Here is a 24,677-nt window from a genome sequence, read left to right on the forward strand (position 1 = left end):
TCGTAGGTGCAGGGTGGAGGCGCCGCGAGCCGGTGCGGCTGCGACCTCCCCCGTGCTCGGGTCTCGTCCACGGCCCCGGCGTGAAGCCGGTGAACCGCGTCGAGCTCCACGCTGGAGCCGCGTTCAGCAGAACAACCCTCGTCGATTGGAGAAGAACATGCTGCAAGGCCATCGCAACGCGTTTGCGTCCATGAGCCCGCTCGAGATTGTCTCGGTGCACCGCGCGACGCGGGGCCCTGAACGACATGTGCGGTTTCGCTCTTCGCTCGGTCCGCTGCTCCTCGCAGCGCTGGGCGCCGCGCTGACCGTCTCCGCCGCGCCGCGGTCCGCCGAGGCGAGCGTCTTCGACAGCGCGAGTCGCTGGCCTGAGGACGCTGACGGCCATGTCCGGATCCCGGTCTGCATCGACCCCACGAGCTCGGCGGAGCAGCGGGCCGACGGCGCCGCGGGCGGGCTGATCCATGCGCCCAACCCCTCGCTCGCGGACGTCATCACGCGCGTGCGCACCGCGCTCCAGGGCAGCTGGGAGCGCTGGAGCTCGGTTCGCTTCACCGGCTGGGAGAGCTGCGATTCGCTCCTGCCGGCCACTCGCATGACCTATGTCGGCGTCAGGATCCACCCCGACGCCCCCAACCAATCGGACTCGATCGGCGTTTACAACAAGGGCGGCTCGGTCCAGTTCAAGCCCTGGGGCGCCGACTTCAACCGTTGCATCAAGTACAACTGGCAGACAGCCCGCGTCGAATACAGCTTCGACTGCGTGGAGCAGTACGCGATCCACGAGATGGGACATGCGATCGGCTTCATGCATGAGTGGCATCACCCGTTGGTCCCGAGCGCCTGCAGCCAACGAGAGCCGCTCCCCGCGAGCGACGTCGCCAGCGGGTGGCCCTCGAGCCGGCGGTACATCGTCGTGAACCCTGGTTTCTACGACTACGACTCCATCATGACCTACTGGAGTGGGTGTTCGGATCAGGACGGCGTGCGCTTCGGGAGCGAGAGCCTCGACGCCGTGGACATCCAGGCGGTCGCCACGGTGTATCCGCCCGTCGGCGGGGCGCCCGATGTGTGCAATCCCGGCTGGTTCGGAGGAAAACGCTGGTTCTGCGCGGCTCAGCCGACCGTCTCGGTAGGGAACTCGTGCTCGTCAGGGTGGGTGGAGTGCCTCCCGCACTGCAACCCGCGTCCTTTCCAGGGCGAGTGGTGGACCTGCCCGACGAACCCCTATGCGGTCACCGGCCAGAGCTGCTCCGCCCGGTGGGAGCTCTGCGGCGAATGACGACGGACCGCCGCTCGGAGAGCTCAATCGATGCCCCGAGCGGCGCAGGATCGCCGTCGCGCGTCGGCGAGGTCTGCGAGCAGCTCCCGCAGCTCGATATCACCAGCCTTGCCCGTCTCTCCCCGCGAGGCCCCGCGCTCAGCGCAGCGCGAGCAGAGAGAACGCGAAGCCGAAGAGCCCCAGGCCCACCCGCACCCAGTGCCAGCGGGCCCAGCGCGAGAGCTCGGCCGCGAGCCCGGAAGGCCCGGGGCTCGCCGCGGCGAAGCCCGCGTTGGCCCGCCGGAAGTACAGGAAGTAGACCGCCACCAGCGACGCCGCGAGCCCGGCCGACAGCAGCGATGCCCAGCGGCTCGGGCTCGACGCCAGGAGCGAGACCGCCGCGGCGGCGACCGCGAACAGCGAAGCCGCCGTCGTCAAGGGCGCGAAGAAGCGGTAGAGCCGCGGCCCGAAGGCGCCGTGCAGCGCGAAGAACTCGGCCGGTGGCAGCGAGCGCCAGTAGGGCACGAGCAGCGCCCCCTCGGCCAGGAGCGCGCCGATGAAGAGGCCGAAGAGCCCCGAGGAGAGCAGCTGCAAGACCTCGGAGAGCGGGAGCAAGGCGCTAGCCACGGCGGCCCCCGAGCGCGGCGCGCGCGGCGGGCCCCGACCGGCGACGATGGCCCAAGGGCGGGCGACGACGGACGATCATAAAGGGGAGCATAAGCTCCCTTTTGTTGCCGGTCAAGCCGTCGGCCGATACCGTGGGGCCCATGGCGAAGGCCGCGATCGATCTCGCTCCGCGCCGCGAGCCCGAGCAGGAGCGGGCCCGGCAGACGCGCCAGCGCCTGCTGGAGGCGGCGGCGGCGCTCCTGGCCGAGGTCGGGGTCGAGGGCTTCAACACGAACCTGCTGGCCGAACGGGCGGGGGTGCGCGTGCGCAGCGTCTACCGCTATTTTCCGAACAAGCTGGCGGTGATCGTGGCGCTCGCCGAGGCCATGGTGGCCGAGTGGGGGGCCTGGTTCGACGAGGTGGACGACCTGGCCGACCCACGCTCCGACTGGCGAGCGATCTGGGGCCGCCTCATCGACGCCTACGTCCGCGGTATCCGGGCCTTGCCCGGGGGCACGGCGGTGCGGCGCGTGATGCACGCGGTGCCGGAGCTGCGGGCCATCGATCAGAGGGACAACGCGAACCTCGCGCGGCGGGTCGCGCACAACCTCGCGAGGCGGGCGGCGAGGCCGGACGCGTCGGCGGCGGTGCTCTCGCGGGTGCTGCTCGAGACCGCCGCCTCCGTGATCGATCTGTCGCTGAGCCTGCCGGCGGAGGAGTCGCGCGAGGCCGTCGAGCAACTCAAGCGGATGCACCTGGCCGCGATCGGGCTCTGGCTCGAGGACGAGCCCGGGGGCGGCAGCCTCGCGCGGGCGTAGCGCAGGCCGCGCGAGCGCATTGGCCTGCGCGGCGCAGCCGTCAGGCGCCGAGGAGGCGCACACCGCAAACGAGCATCAGTCGACAGAAGGCGGCGAGCATCACGGCGCCGATCGCGAAGCAGCCGAATCGCCGGCCCTGGCCGCTAGGGACCGCGCCCACCGAGAGGAGGCCCGCCGCGGCCGGCGGCTCCGGCGGCTTTTTTTTTAACGTCGGCACCCGCGTCCACCGCGACGGCGCCGCCTCGCCGCCGCCCAGCGCCACCGGCGGCGTCGCCTTGACGATCGCCATCGCGCGGGCGGCCCGGCTCTCGCTGTGGCTCCGCTTCCAGGCGCGGATCGTCGCCTCGGGGAGCCCGAACACCTCGCCGGAGCCGTACGTCCCCGCGAGCCCGTCGAGCACGCGAAGGTGCCAGTCGGCGGGGACCGCTTCGGGCAACTCCGCGACCGCCTCGGGCGGGACCGGCGGGAACCAGGCCGCGAAGTGCTGGACCTGCCGTCCGGTCCAGTCCCTCCGCGCCGGATCGAGGAACCTCACCGCCACGTAGGGATAGGCGCGCGGCGCCCTCTGCCCGCGCTCGTCGATCTCGAGCAGGCCATAGCGGAGCTCCCCGGCGCCGGCGTCGGCGTCGGCGAGCATCGCCTCGAGCGTCGAGAGCCAGGCGGGCAGCGCCGGGATCTCGGGGACACAGATGAACTCGTAATCCCAGTGCTCGCCGCGCGTCCTCCAGAGGAGGCGCGATGTCTCGACGAGGGGCGCTGGCGCGGGCATGACGACCTCACTGGTTCTGGTGGTAGGCGCGGGCGCCCTCGTCGTCGCGCAGGGCCGCGACCATCGCGGTCAGGACCGCCGTGAAGGTGTCGCCCTTCCGGATCGCGTCCTCGCGCATCTTCTTGAGCCGGTCGAGCCGGGTGGTCGCGAAGTCCTTGATCGAGATGAACCGCAGGATCTTGCTCACGATCTGGTATCGCTTCGGCAGGAAGTCGTCGAGGGAGTCGACGAACTGCACGAGATCGCGCAGCCCCTGGAAGAACGTCTCTCCGGCCGACTTCTCCTTTCTCGCCGCCTGCGCCTCGCGCACCGCGCCCTCGACCGTGCTCACCAGGATCGCGGGGGCGAGGGTGCGCACGCCGAGCGAGGTCCCCGGATCGACCTGCGCGCCGGCCGGGGCGGCGACCGACGAGAGCAGCATGAAGCGGTGGCCGAACGCGTGCTCGGCGTGGAGCACCGAGCAGAGCTTCGCCAGCTGATCGTCGGCGTCCCGGCAGACCTCGCGCTCGAAGTCCCGCGCGCTGTAGTCCGGCGGGAAGAGATCGGCCTTGCTGAGGGCGAGGATCCACTCCCGCGGGAAGCTCACCTCGTCGCCCGTGGCGGCGCTGGCCCGGCGCAACCGGTCGCACTCGTCGGCGAAGTGCTCGAACAGCCACCGGATGTACCCGGTGCCCTCGGCCCGGTACTTCGCGCCGTCCGCGAGGAGGATGCCCACCTGGCTCATCCCGAGCCGGATGAGGCCCTGGCGCATCGCCTCCCGCTCGTCCGCGTCGACCGGCTCGTCCTCCCACCAGCGTCCGGGGTAGTCGTACCAGTGGATGCGGACCGCCGGCTCGGGCAGATCTCTCGGGAAGAAGTCGAACTCGTACTCGTCGAAGCGCGTGCTGCCGTCCGGGAATCTGCCCTCTTCGAGGCGATAGAACCGGCCGAGGAGCTGGTTGCCCTGCGCCTTGTTGACCGCCTGGATCTTGTACGCGTAGTCCTGCTGGAACGAGGGCTGGGTCTGCGCCCGGTAGAAGGCTGCCAGGAGGACCGTCTTGCCGGCGCCGGAGGCGCCGAACAAGGCGACGTGCAGATCGAGGGGCGGCATGACGGAGGCGTACGGGAGCGGGGGCCCCGGCACAAGCGCCGGCGCGCACGACCCCGCCGGGGCTCGCGCGATCCCGCGGGACGCGGCCGGTCGAGCGCGACGATGACACGGCTGAGCCTGCCGCTCGGCCGCTCGCGACGGGCGTTCGGGCGGGCCGCGATTCAGGGGCTCTCGGCCATCTTCTTCCGGAGGCTGAGCGGACGCATGTCCGTCCAGACCTCCTGGATGTACGCCAGACACTCCGCCTTGTTGCCCGTCTTGCCGGCCTCGGTCCAGCCGAGCGGGTTCTCTCGGTCCGCCGGCCAGATGGAGTATTGCTCCTCGTGGTTCACCACCACCTTGTAGATCGTCGCGTCGTCATCTGCCTGCATGGCTCGCTCCTCCTTGGTTCAGCCGGATACCGCGGCACCCGAGCCCACGCTCGACGGCCGAGCGCGCGGCCTCGACAAGAGGGCCGAGCCTAGCATACACTGCGGCGCGCCCGCTACCGGCACTCGGTTCGGTGTTTCACGAGAGGACGTCGTCGCCTGTTCGCACCGAACGCGTCAAGTGCATGGATTGCATCGAGCGCATCGACGATGTCGATGATGTCGAGTGCGTCCATGGTGTCTTGCGTCGGTCACGTCAGTTACGTCGGTCACGTCAGTTGCGTCGGTCACGTCAGTTACGTCAGTTGCGTCAGTCGCGTCAGTCGCGTCAGTTGCGTCAACCGTATCAGTCGCATCAGCTACGTCGTTGAATTTAGTTAGCCTAACTAACGCCGGCCGAAGGTTCCAGGCTGGCACGATCGGTCTCGAGGTGGAGTTCGATGCAACCGGATAGCGCGGCGATTCGTGGATTTCGGCTCTCGGGGCAGCAGCGGCGCGGATGGACGGCGGCGCGCGGCGAGGAGCGCTGGGCGCAGGTGGTCTTCGCCGTCGAGGGCGCGCCGTCGGACGACGCCGTGCGCCGCGCCGTCGACGATCTCGTCGCCCGCCACGAGATCCTGCGGACACGCTTCACGCTGCTCGACGGCATGACCGCGCCGCTCGCGGTCATCGACCCTCCCGGGGCGTCTCGGCCTCGGGTCATCTCCGCCGCCTCGGAGGGCGACGGCGCGCTCTCGGCGCGCCTCCTCCAGGCGCTGGCGGAGCCGCAGGCGCCGGCGGAGCCGCCCGCGTCCGCCCCGCTGACCACGTGGGCGATCGCCGGGGCAGGGGAGGACCGGTGGCTCGTCGCGATGCGGGCATCCACCCTCTGCGTCGATCGCCCGTCGATTGGCCACCTCGCCGCCGAGCTCGCCGGCCTCGTCGGCGCGCGCCTCGAGCGCGGCCACGCCGCGGGCCCCGAGCCGATCCAGTACTGCGATTACGCCGAATGGGCCCACGAGATCGCCGCGTCGGACGAGGCGGCCCCGGGCCGCGAGCACTGGGCCAGGACGCTCGCCGGCGCGCCCTCGGCGATCCCGGGGCTCGGCGAGGCCTCGGGCGCGGGCCGCGTGCTCCGGCCGTGGCGCCTGGACGCCGCGGCGACGCGCGCTCTCCGCGCGTTCGCCAGGGATCGCGGCCTCTCCGACGAGGCGGTCGCGCTGTCGGCCTGGGCCGTGCTCGTCGCCCGCCACATCGAGCGCCCGGACGTGCTCCTCGGCGTCGAGCTGCGCGGCCGCGAGTACGAGGATCTGGCCGGCGCGCTCGGGCTCTACGCGCAGCTCCTGCCGCTCGCCGCCCGCGTCGATCCCGGCCTGCGCTTCGAGGCGCTCGCCGCCGAGGTCCAGGCGCAGCTGCGGACGGCGGCGCGGTGGCAGGAGTGCTTCCCCGCGGAGCCGGCGAGGGGGGCGCAGGGCGCCGAGCTCCCCATCGGGTTCGCGTTCGACGAGCTCGACGAGCGCGCGCAGCGCGCCGACGTCTCGGTCCGCGTCATCGAGCAGCGCTGGGACGAGCCGCCGCTCGCCATCGGCCTCCGCTGCGGGATCGCCGGGGACGAGCTCTGCGGCACGCTCTCGCTCTCCGGCAGCGTCTACGGCGTCGAGCTCGCGGACCTGCTCCAGGAGCGGCTGCTGGCCGTCCTCCAGAGCATCGCCCGGGATCCGACCCAGGCGGTGTCCCGGATCGAGCACGTCGGGCCCGCGGAGCGGGCGCGCCTCGCGGCCGCGCTCGTCGGCGCCGCGGAGGCGGAGCCGCCGGCGGCCGAGGCCCATGGCCGCGGGTGGCGCGACGGCGAGGCGCCGATCGTCGACGTCATCGAGGCGGTGGCGGCGGCGACGCCCGAGCGCACCGCGGTGCGCTGCGGCGCCACGACCCTCACGTACGGCGAGCTCCACCGCCGGGCGCTCGGGCTCTCGGCGGCCCTCGCCGCGCGGGGCGTGGGGCCGGGCGCGCGCGTCCCGCTCGTCTTCGAGCGCTCGGTCGACCTCGTCGTCGGCATCCTGGGCGTCCTCTTCGCCGGCGCCGCCTACGTGCCGATCGACCCGGCGTACCCCGAAGAGCGGAAGCGGTACGTCCTCGCGCGGACGACCGCGCCGTTCGCGGTCGTCCACCGCGCGACCGCCGCCCGGGCGCCGATCGCGGACGTCCTCGTCGCGGACGCGATCGACCTCGATCCGCCCGCGCCCTTCCGCAGGCCGAGGCCGGCCCCGGACGATCTCGCGTACGTCATCTACACGTCCGGCTCCACCGGCGCGCCCAAGGGCGTCGAGGTCACCCACCGAAACCTCGCGAGCTCGGCCCGCGCCCGTCGCGACCTCTTCGGAGCGCGCGCGGAGCGCTGCCTGCTCCTCTATTCGTACGCGTTCGACAGCTCGGTCGCGCCGCTCTTCAACACCCTCTGCGACGGCGGCGAGATCGTCGTGGCCGAGGAGGGGGCGCAGCGCGACGCCACCGCGATCGCGGGCCTCATCCGCGAGCACCGCATCGACGTGACCTACTGCAACCCCAACGTGTGGGGCGCGCTCCTCGACGGCGTGAGCCCCGGGGCGCTCCCCTCGCAGCGCATCGTGATCGTCGCCGGCGAGGCGTGCACGCCGAGCCTCGTCGCCAAGCACTTCGCGCGGCTGCCGAGCGCCCGGCTCCTCAACGAATACGGGCCGACCGAGGCGACGGTGTGGTGCTGCGCCCACGAGTGCCTGCCAGGCGACGCGCAGGCGCCCCGCGTGCCGATCGGCCGGCCCGCGACCAACGCCGTCCTCTACGTGGTCGACGAGGCCCTCCGCCTCGCGCCGCTCGGCCTGTCCGGCGAGCTCTGCGTCGGCGGCTCGGGCGTCGCGCGCGGGTACGCCGACGATCCGGCGCTCACCGCCGCGCGCTTCCTCCCGGACCCGTTCCGGCGCGCCGGCGGCCGCCTGTACCGCACGGGCGATCGCGTGCGCATCCGCGCCGGCGGCGACCTCGAGTTCCTCGGGCGCATCGACGATCAGCTGAAGATCCGCGGTTACCGCGTCGAGCCCGCGGAGATCGAGCTCGTCCTCGCGGGCCACCCCGCGGTGCTCGAGGTGGCGGTCGCGGCGCGCGACGACGGCGGCGGCGCGCGCCTCGTGGGGTATGTCGCGACGCGGCCCGGCATGTCGGTGACCGACGACGCGCTCCGGGAGCGCGTCGCGAGCGCGCTGCCGGCCTACATGGTGCCGTCCTCGTTCGTGCGCCTCGGGTCCCTGCCCAAGAACGTGAACGGCAAGATCGATCGCGGCGCCCTGCCGGACCCCGAGACGACGCGGGGCGACCGGGCGGCCCACGTCGCGCCGCGGACCGCGACGGAGGAGGCGCTCGTCCGGATCTGGGAGGACGTCCTGCGCGTCGAGCCCATCGGCATCGACGACAACTTCTTCGCCCTCGGGGGCGACTCGATACGGAGCATCCGCGTCCAGGCCGGCGCCGCGCGGCACGGGATCCAGCTCACCCCGAAGGCGTTCTTCGACAACCCCACGATCCGCGGGCTCGCGGCGTGGGTCGACGCGCGCCGAGCGGCGGGCCAGCCCGCGGTCGAGGCGGCGGGCCAGCCCGCGGTCGAGGCGGCGGGGAGCCGGGCGTTCGCGCTGCTCTCGCCGGAGGATCGCGCCGCGCTGCCGCCGGGCGTTGTCGACGCCCACCCGCTGACGGCGCTCCAGGCGGACATGCTCTTCCACAGCGCGCTGGCGCCGAGATCGGCCTTCTTCCTCGACATCTCGAGCTGGCATGTGCGCGCCCCCTTCGATCGCGCGGCGCTCGAGGCCGCGCTGCGCGAGCTCTCGCGCCGGCATCCGGCGCTCCGCTCGGCGTTCGACCTGACGCGCTACGCCGAGCCGCTCCAGCTCGTCGCGGCGGACGCCGCGATCCCGCTGCGCGTCGAGGACTGGCGGACCCTCGACCCGGCCGCCCAGGAGGGCGCGCTCGCAGGGCTGCTCGAGCGGGAGCGGGCGGAGCAGCTCGATGTCGGTCGGGCGCCGCTGCTCCGGTTCTCGGTGCACCGGCGCTCGAGCGACACCTTCCAGCTGACCTGGGCGCAGCACCACGCCGTGTTCGACGGGTGGAGCACGGCCACGATGATCTCGGAGCTGGTCCAGCTCTACCTCGGCCAGCTCGGCGTCGCCGTCCCCGCCCTCGCGCCGGCGCCCGCGGTCGGCCAGGCCGACTGCGTGGCGGCCGAGCGCGCGGCGCGCTCCTCGGCCGAGGCCAGGGCGTTCTTCGGCGACCTCCTGCGCGACCTGCGGCCCACGCGCGCGCCCGGCGCGTCGAGCCCGGAGCGGGCCCTCTCGGACCGCGTGTGCACGCTCCAGGCGAGGTTCGACGACGAGGAGCACGCGTCGCTCGTCCGGATGGCCGAGGCGCTCGGCGTCCCCCTGAAGACGGTGCTCCGCGCTGCGTTCCTCCGGGCGGTCTCGTTCCTCTCCGGCCAGGACGACGTGACGATCGGCGTCATCATGAGCTGCCGGCCGGATACCGAGGGCGGGGATCGCGCGGTGGGGATGTTCCTCAACACCGTCCCGTTCCGCGCGCGCCTCGGAGGCGGCAGCTGGCGCGATCTCGTGCGCGGCGTCTTCGACACGGAGGGCCGGATCTTCCCGCACCGGCGATATCCGTTCGCCCAGATCCAGAGGGACTGCGGCGGGTCGCCGATCTACGACACCGTCTTCAATTTCACGAACTTCCACGCGTATGAGGCGATCCCGCGGGTCGCCGGGGTCGAGCTCCTCGACGTCACGGCCATCGGCGAGACGAACCTGAGCCTGACCGCGACGTTCAGCGCGTCCGGAGGCCAGCTCAACGTCGTGCTCAACGGCAATGCGGCGCGCTACGACGACGGCCGGCTCCGCCGCATCGCCCGGTGCCTCCGCGACGTGTGCCGCGCGATGACCCGGGCGCCCGACGCGCCGCACCAGCTCGCGGAGCTGCTCACCGAGGACGAGCGCGCGCGGATCGAGGCGAGCGCGGCCGGGGAGGCGCGGGCCTGGGTCGGGCCGGCATGGCTGGACGCCCTGGTCCTGGAGCAGGCGGCGCGGACGCCGGAGGCGGTCGCGGTGCTCGCGGGCGACGGCGCGACGACCTACCGGGCCCTCTGCGCGCGCGCGGACGCCGTGGCCGCGGCGCTCGGGCGCTCGGGCGTGCGGCGGGGGTCGCTGGTCGGCCTCTGTATGGACCGATCCGCGGACGCCGTCGCGGCCGCGCTCGGCGCGCTGCGCGCGGGCGCGGCCTTCGTCCCCCTCGATCCGGAGCACCCGACGGAGCGGCTCGTCGGCACCATCCACGACGCCGCGCTCGGCGCCGTCCTCGTGGACGGCCGGGCGAGAGATCGGCTCGCCGCCGCGGGCGTCGCGCTGATCCAGCCCTCCGAGTGCCCGCCGGGGGATCCAGGGGCGATCGGCAGGCGCCCGGACGACGCGGCGTACGTCATCTACACCTCGGGGACGAGCGGGCGCCCGAACGGCGTGGTCGTCTCGCACCGCGCCGCGTGCAACCACCTGCGCTGGCGGCAGGAGGCCTATCCGCTCGGGCCCGGCGACCGCTTTCTCCAGAAGGCGTCTCCCGGGTTCGACATCGCCATCTGGGAGACCTTCGCCCCCCTGATCGCCGGGGCCATGCTCGTCCTCGCCCGGACCGGCGGGCAGCGCGACAGCGCCTACCTCGCCCGGACCATCGCTGCCCAGGGCATCACCGACGTGCACTTCAGCCCGCAGCTGCTCGAGCAGATCCTCCGCGAGCCGGAGGCCCGCGGGTGGAGCGCGGTCCGCCGCGTCTTCTGCGGCGGGGAGGCGCTCTCGCGCGCCACGATGGACCGCCTCTTCGCGCTCCACCCGGCCGTCTCCCTGATCCACCAGTACGGCCCGACCGAGGCGACGATCGACGCGATGTCCTGGACCTGCCGGCCGGGCGCGGAGGTCGTCCCGCTGGGCCGGCCGATCGCGAACACGACGTGCGCCGTCGTGGATCGCGCGCTGCGGCGGGTGCCGCCGGGCGCGACCGGGGAGCTCTGCATCGGGGGGGCGTCGCTCGCGCGCGGCTACCTGGGCCGGCCCGGGCTCACCGCCGAGCGCTTCGTGCCCGATCCGTTCTCCGCCGCGCCGGGGGCGCGGATGTACCGCACGGGGGACCTCGCGCGGGTGCTCCCCGGCGGCGAGATCGAGTTCGTCGGCCGGGCCGACCGGCAGATCAACCTCCGCGGGCATCGCGTCGAGCTCGGCGAGATCGAGGGCGAGCTGAGCCGGATCGCGGGCGTCCGCTCGGCCGTGTGCGCGCTGCGCGAGGACGGCGCGGCCGGCGCGCGGCTCGTCGCGTACGTGGTCGCCGACGCGGGCGGCGCCGCCACGCCGGCGTCGCTCCGGGAAGCCCTCGGCAGGCGGCTGCCGCGCCCCCTCGTGCCGAGCGACATCGTGCTGCTCCCGTCGATGCCGCTGACGGCGCACGGCAAGGTCGATCTCGCGGCGCTGCCGGCCCCCGAGCCCGCGCCGTCGCGGCCGATCGTCGCCGCGCGCGACCCCCTGGAGGCGCGGCTCGTCGGCCTGTGGGAGGAGATCCTCGGCCGCGCGCCCGTCGGCGTCACCGACGACTTCTTCGAGCTGGGCGGGCACTCGATCCTCGCGATGCGGCTGATGCTCCGGCTGGAGAGCTCCTTCGCGCAGGCGATCCCCGTCGCGACCCTCTTCGAGCACCCGACCGTCGAGGGGCTCGCCCGCGCGATGCGGGGCGACCTCCCTGGCCCGCTGCCTCCCGGGTGACGCGTCGGAGAGCGCCTTTGGCGTCGACCACGCCATCCGCGGAGCGATGAGCCGCCGAGGCGCGAAGATGCGAATTCCCCTTGGGGGGCCTCGGTGGCTTGGCGGTCCCGATTCCTGCTCGCTTCCGCTGTTCCGATCCGCTGGCTCTACCAATCCCTCGTCGCTCGTGGATGAAGCAGACAGGCGATCGAGGGCAATAGCACTCCTTTGCTCGTCCTGGCAGCTTCGTGCCGCCGGCGGCAGCGGGGAAATCTTGCTGGAAGGCGCGGAATGACGAGCATGAATCGGACGACTTGCGCGGTCAGCATCCAAGCCATACGTCGTCGAGGCAGCGGTACGTCGGGAGCGAACACGCCCGGCGCGGGGGCGCGCGGCATCCGGCCGACCGCCGCGGCGCCGAACAAAATGGCTTGACATGCGTGAACGCTCCACGGTTTTCTAGCAGCCTCGACAATGCACGCGTGAGCATCGGTCGCGTGCAACTCGACGCGACGGCCTTTCGTGGAATCGCACCTGGTCGATTCTACGATGAAGGGCGGCGCGATCGGCTGCGGGGGCAGGTCGAGGACGGGGGGCGGCGCTGGATGTATTGAGTCCTGTTGCGACTGAGACGGAACCATTCCGGCGCGCGCTCGGACCGCTGCGACGCGAGAGCGATGTTTGATGTGAACCACCCAATCCACCGTCCGTCTGAGACGGAGAAGCGAGCACGAGCATGAGGGAGCCCAGCTCGACACCGAACTGGCGCAATTTCGGGTCCAACCTGCCGGCGGGCAGCGATTCCGTACCGCCGGGGGAAGGCTTTCCGATCAAGAAGATCTTGGCGCTCAACCTCGGCAAGTGGAAGGACACTGCCGGACTGCAAATCGCGCAGGCGCTTCACCTGTTCGAGTACGGGTACAAGCGCTATCGCGAGGGGAAGTTCGTCCTCAGGGCCACGTCCGACCTCGGGCTGGGCGCCATCTTCGAGTCCATCGACAACTGGGAGAGCTTCGATCAGTTCGAGGAGTTCTTCAAGCCGTGGACCTTCATCCGAAGGCCCCTCGTGGCGACGCGCTGGGCCGAAGACGTCGAGTTCGGGCGGCAGCGCCTCGTGGGGATCAACCCGGCGCACATCCGCCGCGCGACCCCGGCCGATCTCGCCGACTTCCTGAGCGGCGCCGAGCCCAAGCCGGTAACGATCGCCGACGGTCGCACGCTGGAGGAGGTGCGCGAGGGCGGGCAGCTCTACTTCATCGATTACCGCATCTTCAAGGACATCGTCGACACCGACGTGCAGGAAGAGCTGGGCAAGTACCCGCTGGCCCCGACGTGCATGCTGCATCAGACCGGGACCGGTGAGCTCTTGCCCGTGGCCATCAGGCTGGTGCACTCGCGCCCCGGGAAAGGGACGCCGCCCGACAAGATCTTCACCCCTTCGGGCCCGTCGGACGACTGGCTCACGGCGAAGATCGCCGTCGCGAGCGCCGACGCCATCTTCCAGGGCCAGGTGACCCACCTGCTGTACGCGCACCTGATCGTGGAGCCGTTCGCGGTGAGCACCTACCGCAATCTGCCCGCGACGCATCCGCTCCATCAGCTGCTCAGGCCGCATTTCTTCAACACCCTGGCCATCAACGAGCTGGCTCGCCGGCGCTTCCTCGGGCGAGGGCGCTTCTTCGACATCACGAGCTCGGTGGCCACCATGGGCTCGTTCGAGCTCTTGACGCGCGCCTACACCGGCAAGGGCATCAAAGGGTACGGCGGCAAGCCGTGGCGGTTCTACGAGAGCGCGCTCCCCCACGACCTGTCGGCGCGCGACGTCCGCGACCTGGTCGGCTATCACTACCGCGACGACGCGCGGCTGCACTGGGACGCGATCCAGGAGTACGTCGGACAGGTGCTGAAGATCGCCTACCCGACGCCGGGGTCTCTGTCGAGCGACGCCAGCCTGCAGCGGTGGATCCACGAGCTCGTGTCCCCCCAGCTCGGCGGCATGGATAGCCTCCTCCCGCCCGAGCGAGCCGATCAGCTCGAGAAGCTCACGAGCCTCGACGACCTGATCGCGATCGTCACCAACATCATCTTCACGGCGACCGCGTATCACGCCGCCGTCAACTTCGGGCAAACGGACTATTACACCTGGATCCCGAACGCTCAGTTTGCCACCTACCGCTCCTACGGCGATGTCCTGAACGGAAGCGATAAGCGGCAGTTCAAGCCGCTGGAGCGCCTCCCGGGGCGCGCGCAGAGCATCCGCCAGATGGTGCTCAGCCGCTCGCTCAGCATGGGCCCGCCGCTGACCAGCGAGAGCCTGATGACGATGAAGTGCCTGTTGCAAGATCCGGCGGCGAAGCAGGCGTTTGCTCGCTACCGCGAGCGCCTGGCGCACATCGAGCGGGAGATCACCGAGCGCAACCGCGCCCGCGAGCAGCCGTACCTGTACCTGCTCCCGTCGATGGTCCCCCAGAGCGTCGCGATCTGATCGGCATGCGAGAAAGGAATTCGCCCCATGAGCATTCACATCGAAGAAGAGGGACGAGCGGACGCTGCCAAGGCGCCGCCGTTCGACTACCTGCAGGCCCTCCACAGCGCGCTGGCGCACGAGAACGATCCGGTCAAGCGGAAGCAGATCGAGGCCGGCATGGTGTTCAAGTGGCTGAGGGAGGAGCCGCTCCCGTTCCTCAGCCAGCTGCGGCGCGAGAAGCCCATCTTCTCCATCCCGGCCATCACGCTCGTGACCCGGTACAACGACGTCGTCGAGGTCCTCAACGCCAACGACGTCTTCTCGGTCGACAACATCGCGCCCAAGCTGGTCGAGAACGTGGGCCAGAACATCCTGGCGATGAACGACTCGCCCAAGTACGAGCACGAGAAGTCGCTCCTGCGCCTCGCGTTCCCGCGCGCCGATCTGCCCCGCTACCGTCAGATCGTCGTGGAGGAGGCGAACCGGCTGCTCGCCAAGGTCGGCGTCGACAAGCCGTTCGATCTCACCGGTGACTACGCGCTCAGGGTGCCGGCCGGCGCGATGGCCCGGTACCTCGGCGTCGGCGAGATCCCGACCGAGAAGGTGGTGGCGTGGACCCACGCGCTGTTCAACGAGATCTTCCTCAACCCGACCAACGACCCGACGGCCGTGGCGGCGGCGAGGGCCGCTCGTCAGGAGGCGCTGCCGATGATCGACGCGATCGTCGCCGCGCGGAAGAAGCAGCTGGCCAAGTCGCCCCCGCCAGAGCAACCCTCGGTGCTGGACCGCTACCTGCTCATGCAGTCGGTCCCCGAGACCTACGAGAGCGACGAGGGGATCCGCGACGTGATCCTGGGGCTGCTCATGGGCTGCGTGGATCTCAGCGGCGGCGCGATCGTCAATGCCCTGGTCGAGCTGATGAAGCGCCCGCGCGTCCTGCGCGATGCGCTCAACGTGGTGAACGTCGAGGACGACACCGCCATCACCGGCTATGTGCTGGAGGCGCTGCGCTTCCGTCCCCCGTCGACCGGCGTCACGAGCCTCTGCGTGCGCGACTACACGGTCGGGCGTGGCACGCGGCACGAGGAGAAGATCCCCGCCGGCGCGCTGGTGATGGCCTGCAGCGCCTCGGCGATGCATGACCACGAGCACATCGACGCCCCGGACCAGTTCAGGCCCGGGCGCCTGCCGAGCAAGAACTACCTGTTCTGGGAGTCAGGGATCCATACGTGCCACGGCAAGTACGTGGCCATCCTGCACATCTCGCTCGCCATCAAACAGCTGCTGCGGGCCGGCGTCCCCAGCGCGATCGACCCCATGCCGCGCGTCCACGGCTACCCTGCGCCGTTCCGCGTGCGCCTGGCCGCCGCCGAGGGCTGACCGCTACTCGCGGGGCGTCCGGTCGCCCGCCGAGCGCCGCCGCAGCTGGCCGAGGCGCGCCGTCGCCGCCTTGGCGAACGCCTCGCCGAGCGCGGCCTGCGCTCGCGCGGCCTCGGCTCGGGCGCCCTCCACGAGCGCCGACACCGGCGCGTCCGGCCGGGCGATCACCGCGTCGACGAGGTGCGTGAACGCGGCCGCGATCTCCTTGCGCGCGCCCTCGTCGACGCGATCGCGCCGGAACTCGAAGTGCCCCACGACCGATCCGTCGTCCGCCGGCCAGAGCAGGAGGGCGACCTCGAAGTGCACGAGCTCGGGCCGGAGGGGCAGGGGCTCGACCCGGAGCCCGCGGACCTCCAGCGCGGGCTTCGGCGCGTTCTGGAGCGCCAGCCAGACGCGGAAGAGCGGGTGCTGCGCGTGGTCGCGCTCCTGCTTCAGATCCTGGGTGACGACATCGAACGGGATGTCCTGGTTCGCGAAGGCGTCGAGCGCCTGGACGCGCGCCCGCGCGAGCACGTCGCGGAACGTCCCGGCGCGCGCGAGATCGACGCGGATCACGAGCGTGTTGGTCAAGAGGCCGACCACGTCCTCGAGCTCCGGGCGGTTCCGGTTGGCGATGGGCGTCCCCACGGCGATGTCCAGCGCGCCGGACCGCGCATGGATCACGAGGTCGAGGAGCGCGAGGAGCACCATGAACAGGGTCGCTCCCTCCCGCCGCGCGAGCGCCTCGAGCGCCGCCGCCTTGTCCGGCGAGAGCGCGATCTCCTCGATGGCGCCGGACGGGTCGTGGCTCGGCGCCTCCGCCCCGCCGCCGGCCGAGATGCTCGCCCGGGACAGCCTCCGGAGGCGCTCTCGCCAGTACGCGCGCTGGCCGTCGAGCGCCCCCGACTCGACCATCTCGCGCTGCCACGCCGCGAAGTCGCTGACCTGGAGCCGCGGCGGCGGGAGCGAGCGGCCCGCGTACAGCGCGAGGAGCTCGCGGAGGATCACGCCGAGCGACCAGTCGTCCGACACCACGTGGTGCATCGTGACGAGGAGCACGTGCTCGTCCTCCGCGAGGCGGAACAGCGTGGCACGCAGGAGCGGCGGCGCGCCGATCGCGAAGGGCCGCCACGCCTCGGCGCGCAGCCGCCGGTCGAGCTCGGGCGCGGCCGCCTCCTCGGGCGTGGAGGCCACCACGTCGAGCGCGAAGCCCGCGTGCGGCTGCGCGATCTGCAGGAGCTCGCCGTCGACGTTGATGATCGACGTGCGGAGGGCGTCGTGGCGCCGCACGATCTCGCCGAACGCGGCCGAGAGGCGGGCGACGTCGACCGTGCCCCGGAGCCGGACCGCGCCCGGGACGTTGAAGAGCGGTTTGCCGGGCGAGAGCTGCTCGAGGAAGTAGATGCGGCTCTGCCCGTAGGAGAGCGGCGCCCGCGTCAGCCCGCGGCGCCGGACCTGCGGCGGCGCCGCGCCGAGGGCCGACAGGCGGTGCGCCGCGGCCTCCCGCTCCTCCGGCGCGAGCGCGGGGAGCTGCTCGGGGCGGCGGTCCGCGAGGTACCGGCGGACGGCGGGAAGGAGCGACTCCATCGGCCGGCCGCTCGCGAGGAGCTCCATGAGCGGGGCCTGCGCCGCGATCGACGGCAGATCGAACATCAGCTGCAGCGGGACCTCCGCGCCGAGGGCGCGCTGCACGCGGGCGACGACCTGCGTGGCGAGGAGCGAGTGGCCGCCGATGTCGAAGAAGTTCTCGCCGACCCGCACCTCGCCGAGCCCGAGCACCTCGGCCCAGATCGACGAGAGGAACCGCTCCGCCGGCGTCCGCGGGGCCGCGCCGTCGTCCGGGCCCGCCTGCGCCTCGGGCGCCGGCAAGGCGCGCCGGTCCAGCTTGCCGTTCGGTGACAGCGGGAGCGCGTCGAGGCGGACCACGCTCGACGGGATCATGTACCCCGGCAGCGACGCCTTCAGCGCCGCGCGCACGTCCGGCGCGTCGCCCGCCGCGCCGCCGTCGAGCACGACGTAGGCGACAAGGCGGGCGTCGCCCGGCGCGTCCTCGCGCAGGGCCACGGCCGCCTGGCTCACGCCGGGCACGCGCCGGATCTGCGCCTCGACGTCGCCGAGCTCGATCCGGTGCCCCCGGAGCTTGATCTGGTGGTCCGAGCGGCCCTGGAACTCGAGCATCCCGTCGGGCAAGAAGCGCGCGACGTCGCCGGTCCGATACATCCGCCCGCCCGCGGCGCGCGCGCACGGGTCGGGCAGGAAGCGCTCCGCGGTGAGCCCGGGCTGCCCCACGTAGCCGCGCGCGAGCGGGGTGCCCGCGATATAGAGATCGCCGAGCGCGCCGATGGCGGGGCGGCGCATCGCGCCGTCGAGCACGAACACCTCGGCGTTCGCGACCGGCGCGCCGAGGGGGACCCACGTGACCCGCGGGTCGCTCGGCAGGACGCAGCCGGTCACCGCGATCGCGGCCTCGCTCGGCCCGTACATGTTGATGAGGTCGCCGTCGTGCTTCGCGTAGAAGCGCCGGACGAGATCGAGCGGCACCGCCTCGCCGCCCACGAGGACCTTCCGCAGGCTCGCGGGGAACGGCTGCTCGGGCCCCCCGAGGAACGCCGCGAGCATCGAGGAGACGAAGTACGCGGTCGTCACCCCCTCGTCGCGCACGAGGCGCCGCAGGTACTCGGGATCGCGGTGCCCGCCGGCCCGGGCGACGACGATCCGCGCGCCGAACGAGAGGGGCCAGAAGATCTCCCAGACGGAGACGTCGAAGCCGAACGCGGCCTTGAGCAGGACCCGATCGTCCGCGGTGAGCGCCCAGTACCGCTGGATCCACTGCATCTGGTTGACGATGGCGCGGTGGGAGATGAGGCTCCCCTTCGGCGTGCCCGTCGAGCCGGACGTGTAGATGACGTACGCGCCGCTGTCCGGCGGCGGGCTCACGGCGGGCCGCGCGTCGGAGCACGTGGCGATCTCAGCGGCCTCGGCGTCGAGGAGCAGCGTCGTCCAGCCGCCGGTCGGGAGCTCGTCGGCGATCGCGTCGTGCGTGACGAGGAGGCGCGCCCGCGCGTCCCGCATCATGAAGGCGAGGCGCTCGCCGGGGTACTCGTGGTCGAGCGGCAGGTAGGCGCCGCCCGCCTTGAGCACCGCCAGGGTCGCGACGACCATGTCCTCGGAGCGCGGCACGCAGACGCCCACGATCGTGTCGAGCCCGACGCCGCGGCGGCGCAGGCAGCTCGCGAGCCGGTTCGCGCGCCGATCGAGCTCGCCGTAGGTGAGCGACTTGCCCTCGCTGCGCACCGCGACGACGTCGGGGTGCTGCTCGGCGCGCTCCTCGAACCACCGGTGCAGCGCGCAGGCCGACGGCAGATCCATCGCGGGGCCGCGCGACCACGCCTCGATCTCGGCGCGCTCGCCGGGGCCGACGTACTCGCCCTGGGCGACCGGGCGCTCGGGGTGGCGCGACAGGTCCTCGAGCATCGCCGCGAGGCGCTCGGCGAGGCGCTCGGCGTCGCGGCGCGCGCCGGCCGACGCGTCGTAGCGGAGCTCCAGCGACGCCGACGGGCCCGCGCCGGCGCAGTGCAGCCGGCAGGCGACCTGATCGGACGTGCTCCAGACGTCGAGCACGCGGGCCCGCGCGCCGTCGAGCGACAGCGCCGGCGCGGCCTCCGCGGCGGAGAAGCCCCAGCTCATCCGGTGGCTCACGCCGGGCGCGGCGTCCTGGTGCGCCGCCGCCTCGGCCTCGGCGACCGCGAGCCGCCGCGCGACGTCGGCGAGCGTGTCCGAGGCCGAGATCTCGATCCGCACCGGCAGGAACCGCGCGAACGGCCCCACCGCGCCCGCGAGCGCGTCCAGCGACCGCCCGTCGAAGCGGACGGCCACGGTGACCTCGGGCTCGTCGCCGCCGCTCATCCGCCACAGGAGCGACGCCCACAGGGCCAGGAGCACGATCCGCTGCGGGACCTGCCACGACGACGACCAGCGCTCGACCTGCGCCATCCCGCCTTGCCCCAGCTCGACCCGCGCGCGCCCCGAGCCGGCGCCGGCGCCGCCGCGGCTGAAGGCGAGGTGGAGCGGGGGCCCGAAATGCGAGCGGCGCTCGGCCCAGAACCTGCGCCCGTCGACGGCGTCCTCCGCCTCGAGCATCCCGTTGAGCCACTCGGCGACGTCCGCGTACTGCTGCTCGGGCGGCGCGCCCGCGCCCGCGGTCGAGGCGCAGAGCTCGCGGACGAGCGGGGCGATCGACTCCTCGTCGACGCACCACGCGGGCGCCGCGAGCACGAGCCGGCGCTCCTCCGGGCCGACGCGGACCAGGCCGACGCGCAGCCCGTCGTCCGCGCCGCGGCCCTCCGAGAGGCGCGCGACGAGCCGCGACATCCGCTCGCCCTGCTCGGCGTCCGAGCACCCGACCCAGTCGTCCTGCGACGCCCACGCGAAGCGCGGCTCGCCGACCACCTGCGCGGCCTCGCCGCCCGCCTCGACGAGGCGCGTGCGCAAGATCTCGTGCCGCTCGGCCAGCGCGAGCGTCGCCGCCGAGAGCCGTCCCTCGTCGCACGGGCCGGTCACGGCGACGACGGCCAGCGTCCGGCACCCGGGCGCCCCCGCCTCCCGGTCGAGCGCGCGGATCGCCCGCTGCTGCGGCGAGAGGCTGAAGCCGGTCATCTCGTGGTCACTCATCCTGCTCGTCCTTCGGTGAGGTCTTCGCTTCGCCCGGCCCGCCCGGGCGCGGGAGGGTCACGGCGCGCCGGCGCGCGGAGGTCAGCTTGTCGAGCGCGGCGCCGCGCGCGGCCTTCCGATCGAGCTCCCGGCGGGCCGCCGCGGCGCGCTCGAGCTCCCCCCGGAGCTCCGAGACCGGGGTGTCCGGCCGCGCCGTCGCAGTCGCCAGGATCTGCCGGTAATCATTAATGAAATTGTCGACCGTCGCCGCTCGGTACAGCTCGCTGCTGTGCTCGACGCCGAAGCGGAACGAGCCGCCGGCCTCGGCGACCGTGAGGACGAAGTCGAACGCCGTCGTGGTCGCCTCGCCCTCCAGCGCCTCGAGCTCGAGCCCCTCGAGCTTCATCGGTGGGACGTGCACGTTGCGCATGACGAACTTCGCGTCGAAGAGGGGCACGTGCCCGACGGCCCCCTTCGGCCGCAGGGCCTCGACGAGCCGATCGAACGGCAGGTCCTGGTGCTCGAACGCCTCGAGCGCGACGTCGCGCACGCGGCGGACCAGCGCGCCGAACGTCGGGTCGCCCCCGCAGTCGGTCCGGATCACGAGCTGGTTGACGAAGAAGCCGATCATCGGCTCGGTCTCGACGCGGTTCCGGTTCGCGACGTCGGTGCCCACGACGAGGTCCTCGAGCCCGGTGCGCTGGTGCAGGACGAGCTTGTACGCGGCGAGCAGGGCCATGAAGGGGGAGATCGCCTCCCGCTCGCAGAACGCCTTGATCTGGCGGGTGAGCTCGGCCCCGGCGTCGAGGCTCCGCCGCGCCCCGCGCCACGTCCTTCGCCCCGCCGGCTCGTGGTCGACCGGCACGCGGGCCCGGCGCAGCGCGCCGGAGAGCTTCGTCGTCCAGTACCGGAGCTCGCCCTCCAGGACCTCGCCGGACAGCCACGCCCGCTGGGCCGCGGCGAAGTCGACGTACTGCGCCGGGAGCTCCGGCAGCCGGGAAGGCTGGCCCTGCGCGAAGCCGCCGTAGAGCGCGGCGAGCTCGCCGACGAAGACGCCGACCGACCAGACGTCGAACACGACGTGGTGCACGACGAGCGCGATGACGTGCTCGTCATGGCGCTTCCGGATGACCCGCACGCGGAGGAGCGGCCCGCGGCTCAGGTCGAACGGCGCGAGGCTCTCCTCGAGGACGAGCGCCGAGACCGCCGCGTCGAGGGCCTCGCCCGCGAGGTGCTCGAGGTCGGACATCCGGAAAGGCACCCGGGCCTCGGGCGCGATGACCGGGAACGGCACGCCGTCCCTGGCGCTGAACGTCGTCCGCAGCGCCTCGTGGCGCCGCGCGATCTCGAACAGGCTGCGGCGGAGCGCGTCGACGTCGAGCCGACCCGTCGCGCGCACCACGAACGGGATGTTGTACGCCGGGCTGCCCGGCTCGAGCTGATCGACGAACCACAGCCGGTGCTGCGCGAACGACAGCGGGAGCGGGCCGTCGCGGGGGATCCGCGCGATCGGGGGGAACTCGCGCCGCCGCGCCTCGCCGCGGCGCGCGGCGTCGACCTGGGCCGCGAGCGCCGCGACCGTCGGCCCCTGGAAGAGCGCCCGCAGCGGGAGCTCGACGCCGAGCTGCGCGCGGATCCGGGACATCACCTGGGTCGCGACGAGAGAGTCGCCGTGCAGGCCGAAGAAGTCGTCGTGGACGCCGATCTCGTGGACGCCGAGGAGGGCGCTCCAGATCGCGGCGATCGCGCGCTCGGACTCGGTCGACGGCGCGGCGAACGCGGCCCCGGCGTGCGCGCGGGAGACCGCCGACGTCGGGAGGGCGTTCGGCGCGGGCGCGAGGGGCGCCGCGGCGGGCGCCGGCTCGGCGGCGGGGGCGCCGCGGCGCGGCGCGATCCAGTGCCGCGCCCGCTCGAACGGGTACGTCGGCAAGCGGACGAGCGCGCCGGGGTCGCCCCCGCGGACGGCCGTCCAGTCGACGGCGTGGCCCGCCTCCCAGAGCTGGCCGAGGGCCTCGGCCAGGCTCGCGGGCTCGGACGCGGCGTGGGCCGATCCGAGGCTCGCGATCGCGGCGCCGCCGCGCCCGGCCAGCGTCTGCCGCACCAGGGTGGTCAGCCCGCGGCCGGGGCCGACCTCGAGGAACAGGGCGTGCCCGGACGCGAAGAGCGCCTCGACGCCGTCGCTGAAGCGGACCGGCTGGCGGAGGTGCCGCGCCCAGTAGGCCGGATCGGTCGCCTCGGCGTCGGTGAGGAGGGCGCCGGTGACGTTCGAGACCACGGGGATCTCCGGCGGGGAGAGCCGCGCGCGCCGCGCGCTCTCGAGGAACGGAGCCACCGCGCCGTCGATGAGCGCGCAGTGGAACGCGTGGGACGTCTGCAGCGGCCGGGCGAACACCTCGCGCGCATCGAGGCGCGCGGCGAGATCGCGGATCGCGCTCGCCGGGCCCGCGACAACCGTGAGCTTCGGGCTGTTGACCGCGGCGATCTCCAGGCCGGCCTCGAGGAGGCCCTCGACGTCCGCGGCCGGCAGGCCGACGGCCAGCATGCTCCCGGTCGGCGCCGCCTGCATGAAGCGCCCCCGATCGATGACCAGGGACATCGCGTCCTCGAGCGTGAACACGCCCGCGACGCAGGCCGCCACGAGCTCGCCGAGGCTGTGGCCGATCATCGCCGCGGGCTCGATCCCCCAGCTCATCCAGAGCCTGGCGAGCGCGAGCTCGACGGCGAAGAGCGCGGGCTGCGCCAGCGCGGTGCTGAGCAGCGTGCGCCCGTCGCCCTCGCCCTCGCGGAAGACGACCTCGCCGAGATCGAGGCCGCGCGCCCGCGCCGCCGCCGCGCACGCGTCGAAGGCGCTCCGGAACGCCGCCTCCTGCGCGTAGAGCGCGCGGCCCATCCCGACGGCCTGCGCGCCCTGGCCCGGGAACGCGAAGACGGCGCGGCTCATCGGGCGCGCGAGCGCGCTCGCCCCCTCGCGGGCGAGCCCCTGGATCGCCTCGGCGCGCGTCCGCGCGACGACCGCCCGGCGGTACGGGTGCTCCGCGCGCCCGGTCTGGAGGGTGAACGCGACGTCGTCGAGCGGGAGGTCGTTCGCCTCGAGGTGCGCGGCGAGCTGCGCGCAGGCCGTCGACAGCGCCTCCGGCGTGCGCGCCGAGAGCGTCAGCACGTGATCGCGCTCCGGGGCCGGGGCGCGGGCCGGCAGCGGGGGCGGCTCCTCGAGCACGACGTGCGCGTTCGTCCCGCCGATCCCGAACGAGCTCACGCCCGCGCGGCGGGGGCGGAGCTCGCGGGGCCAGGGCGCCGCCTCCCGCGGGACGAAGAACGGGCTCGCCGCGAGGTCGAGCTTGGGGTTCGGCGCCTCGAAATGGACGCAGGGCGGGATCTCGCCGCTCCGCACGACGTGCGCCGCCTTGATGAGGCCCGCGACGCCCGCCGCGGCGTCGAGGTGGCCGATGTTCGCCTTGATCGAGCCGAGCGCGCAGTACGTCTTCCTCGCCGTCCTGCGGCGGAAGGCTTGCGTGAGCGCCTCGACCTCGATCGGATCGCCGATCGCGGTCGCGGTGCCGTGGGCCTCGACGTAGCCGATCGAGCCGGGATCGACGCCGGCGACCGACTGCGCCTCGGAGATCGCCGCGGCCTGGCCGTCGACGCTGGGCGCCATGAAGCCGACCTTGCGCCCGCCGTCGTTGTTGACGGCGGAGCCCCGGATCACCGCGTGGACGGTGTTCCGGTCACGGAGGGCGTGCGCGAGGCGCTTCAGCGCGACGATGCCGACGCCGCTGCCGCCCACGGTCCCCTCGGCGCGCGCGTCGAACGGCCGGCAGCGGCCGTCGGGGGAGCAGATGCTGCCGGCCACGTACGGATACCCGCGCTTCTGCGGGATGCCGATGGAGACGCCGCCCGCCAGCGCGAGATCGCACTGGCCGCCGAGGAGGCTCTCGCACGCCATGTGGACGGCCACCAGCGACGTCGAGCACGCGGTCTGCACGACCACGCTCGGCCCGTGGAGGTCGAGTTTGTACGAGACCCGCGTCGCGAGGTAATCCTTCTCGCTCGCCAGCATGAGCGCGTGCGGATCGACGGTGGCCGCGAGATCCGGGTGCGAGAGGAGCTGGAGGAGGTACGTGTTGGAGCCGCACCCCCCGAAGACGCCGATCGCGCCCGGGAACCGGGCCGGATCGCAGCCGGCGTCCTCCAGGGCGGCGACCGCGCACTCCAGGAAGAGGCGCTGCTGCGGGTCCATGAGCTGCGCCTCGCGCGGCGAGTACCCGAAATAGGACGCGTCGAAGCGGTCGATGTCGTCGAGCAGGCCGCCCGCGCAGACGACGGGCGCCCCGGGGGCCGCGCTCGCGCCGACCGGCGGCTCCTCGCGCTCGCTCTCCGGGAAGCGCGCGATCGACTCGACGCCGCGCCGCACGTTCTCCCAGAGGGCGTCGACGCTGGGGGCGCCGGGGAAGCGGCCCGCCATGCCGACGATCGCGATGTCGCTCCCCCCGTCCTCGGTCTCGATCGGCTCTGACATGGC

The 24,677-nt window shown here is 73.2% G+C and carries 11 protein-coding genes; 5 read left to right on the forward strand and 6 right to left on the reverse strand.

The window, feature by feature from the left end; all coding sequences use genetic code 11:
- The first annotated feature begins 247 nt into the window (after positions 1 to 247).
- Positions 248 to 1,279 carry a hypothetical protein gene (locus WMF20_RS18895; protein ID WP_437615525.1) on the forward strand — a complete coding sequence of 344 codons (1,032 nt, stop codon included), beginning with the start codon at positions 248 to 250 and terminating at the stop codon, positions 1,277 to 1,279.
- Between the two features lie 138 nt (positions 1,280 to 1,417).
- Here WMF20_RS18895 and WMF20_RS18900 read toward each other — a convergent pair whose 3' ends face one another.
- Positions 1,418 to 1,885 (reverse strand): DUF1772 domain-containing protein, encoded by a 468-nt coding sequence (locus tag WMF20_RS18900; RefSeq protein WP_165374070.1) that lies wholly within the window; start codon positions 1,883 to 1,885, stop codon positions 1,418 to 1,420.
- 101 nt (positions 1,886 to 1,986) lie between these two features.
- On the opposite strand from WMF20_RS18900, the gene WMF20_RS18905 reads away from it, so the two are divergent.
- A complete protein-coding gene (locus tag WMF20_RS18905) occupies positions 1,987 to 2,682 on the forward strand; it encodes a TetR/AcrR family transcriptional regulator (protein WP_207217903.1) in 696 nt (231 codons plus the stop codon).
- 40 nt (positions 2,683 to 2,722) lie between these two features.
- On the opposite strand, the gene WMF20_RS18910 is transcribed toward WMF20_RS18905, so the two are convergent.
- From WMF20_RS18910 to WMF20_RS18920, 3 genes are all read right to left on the reverse strand, one after another.
- Positions 2,723 to 3,451: a hypothetical protein gene (locus tag WMF20_RS18910; protein ID WP_437615527.1), complete on the reverse strand. Its 729-nt coding sequence runs from the start codon at positions 3,449 to 3,451 to the stop codon at positions 2,723 to 2,725.
- A 7-nt stretch (positions 3,452 to 3,458) separates the two neighbouring features.
- On the reverse strand, positions 3,459 to 4,541 hold the full coding sequence (locus WMF20_RS18915) for a hypothetical protein (RefSeq protein ID WP_437615529.1): 1,083 nt from the start codon (positions 4,539 to 4,541) through the stop codon (positions 3,459 to 3,461).
- Positions 4,542 to 4,702: 161 nt separating this feature from the next.
- Positions 4,703 to 4,912 (reverse strand): MbtH family protein, encoded by a 210-nt coding sequence (locus WMF20_RS18920; protein WP_020735874.1) that lies wholly within the window; start codon positions 4,910 to 4,912, stop codon positions 4,703 to 4,705.
- Between the two features lie 437 nt (positions 4,913 to 5,349).
- Here WMF20_RS18920 and WMF20_RS18925 point away from each other — a divergent pair, with 437 nt between their 5' ends.
- From WMF20_RS18925 to WMF20_RS18935, 3 genes are all read left to right on the forward strand, one after another.
- Entirely contained in the window at positions 5,350 to 11,703 is a 6,354-nt protein-coding gene (locus WMF20_RS18925; RefSeq protein ID WP_437615531.1) for an amino acid adenylation domain-containing protein, read from the forward strand.
- 715 nt (positions 11,704 to 12,418) lie between these two features.
- Complete coding sequence (locus WMF20_RS18930; RefSeq protein WP_437615533.1) at positions 12,419 to 14,167, forward strand: lipoxygenase family protein; 1,749 nt, start codon at positions 12,419 to 12,421, stop codon at positions 14,165 to 14,167.
- 27 nt (positions 14,168 to 14,194) lie between these two features.
- Positions 14,195 to 15,529 (forward strand): cytochrome P450, encoded by a 1,335-nt coding sequence (locus WMF20_RS18935; RefSeq protein ID WP_437615535.1) that lies wholly within the window; start codon positions 14,195 to 14,197, stop codon positions 15,527 to 15,529.
- Between the two features lie 3 nt (positions 15,530 to 15,532).
- Here the strand turns inward: WMF20_RS18935 and WMF20_RS18940 are convergent, their stop codons facing one another.
- A complete protein-coding gene (locus tag WMF20_RS18940) occupies positions 15,533 to 20,179 on the reverse strand; it encodes an amino acid adenylation domain-containing protein (RefSeq protein WP_437615537.1) in 4,647 nt (1,548 codons plus the stop codon).
- A complete protein-coding gene (locus WMF20_RS18945) occupies positions 20,172 to 24,674 on the reverse strand; it encodes a type I polyketide synthase (protein WP_437615539.1) in 4,503 nt (1,500 codons plus the stop codon). The genes WMF20_RS18940 and WMF20_RS18945 overlap by 8 nt, the downstream gene beginning before the upstream one ends.
- Positions 24,675 to 24,677: the final 3 nt, after the last annotated feature.

The sequence above is a fragment of the Sorangium sp. So ce834 genome, from assembly GCF_051521425.1.
In the GTDB taxonomy this organism is placed as follows: domain Bacteria; phylum Myxococcota_A; class Polyangia; order Polyangiales; family Polyangiaceae; genus Sorangium; species Sorangium cellulosum_D.

Excerpts from the sequence above, each read along its gene's own strand:
- WMF20_RS18925 (WP_437615531.1), top strand. The coding sequence starts at position 5,350 with ATGCAACCGGATAGCGCGGCGATTCGTGGATTTCGGCTCTCGGGGCAG.
- WMF20_RS18940 (WP_437615537.1), bottom strand. The coding sequence starts at position 20,179 with ATGAGTGACCACGAGATGACCGGCTTCAGCCTCTCGCCGCAGCAGCGG.
- WMF20_RS18915 (WP_437615529.1), bottom strand. The coding sequence starts at position 4,541 with ATGCCGCCCCTCGATCTGCACGTCGCCTTGTTCGGCGCCTCCGGCGCC.
- WMF20_RS18930 (WP_437615533.1), top strand. The coding sequence starts at position 12,419 with ATGAGGGAGCCCAGCTCGACACCGAACTGGCGCAATTTCGGGTCCAAC.
- WMF20_RS18920 (WP_020735874.1), bottom strand. The coding sequence starts at position 4,912 with ATGCAGGCAGATGACGACGCGACGATCTACAAGGTGGTGGTGAACCAC.
- WMF20_RS18935 (WP_437615535.1), top strand. The coding sequence starts at position 14,195 with ATGAGCATTCACATCGAAGAAGAGGGACGAGCGGACGCTGCCAAGGCG.
- WMF20_RS18910 (WP_437615527.1), bottom strand. The coding sequence starts at position 3,451 with ATGCCCGCGCCAGCGCCCCTCGTCGAGACATCGCGCCTCCTCTGGAGG.
- WMF20_RS18945 (WP_437615539.1), bottom strand. The coding sequence starts at position 24,674 with ATGTCAGAGCCGATCGAGACCGAGGACGGGGGGAGCGACATCGCGATC.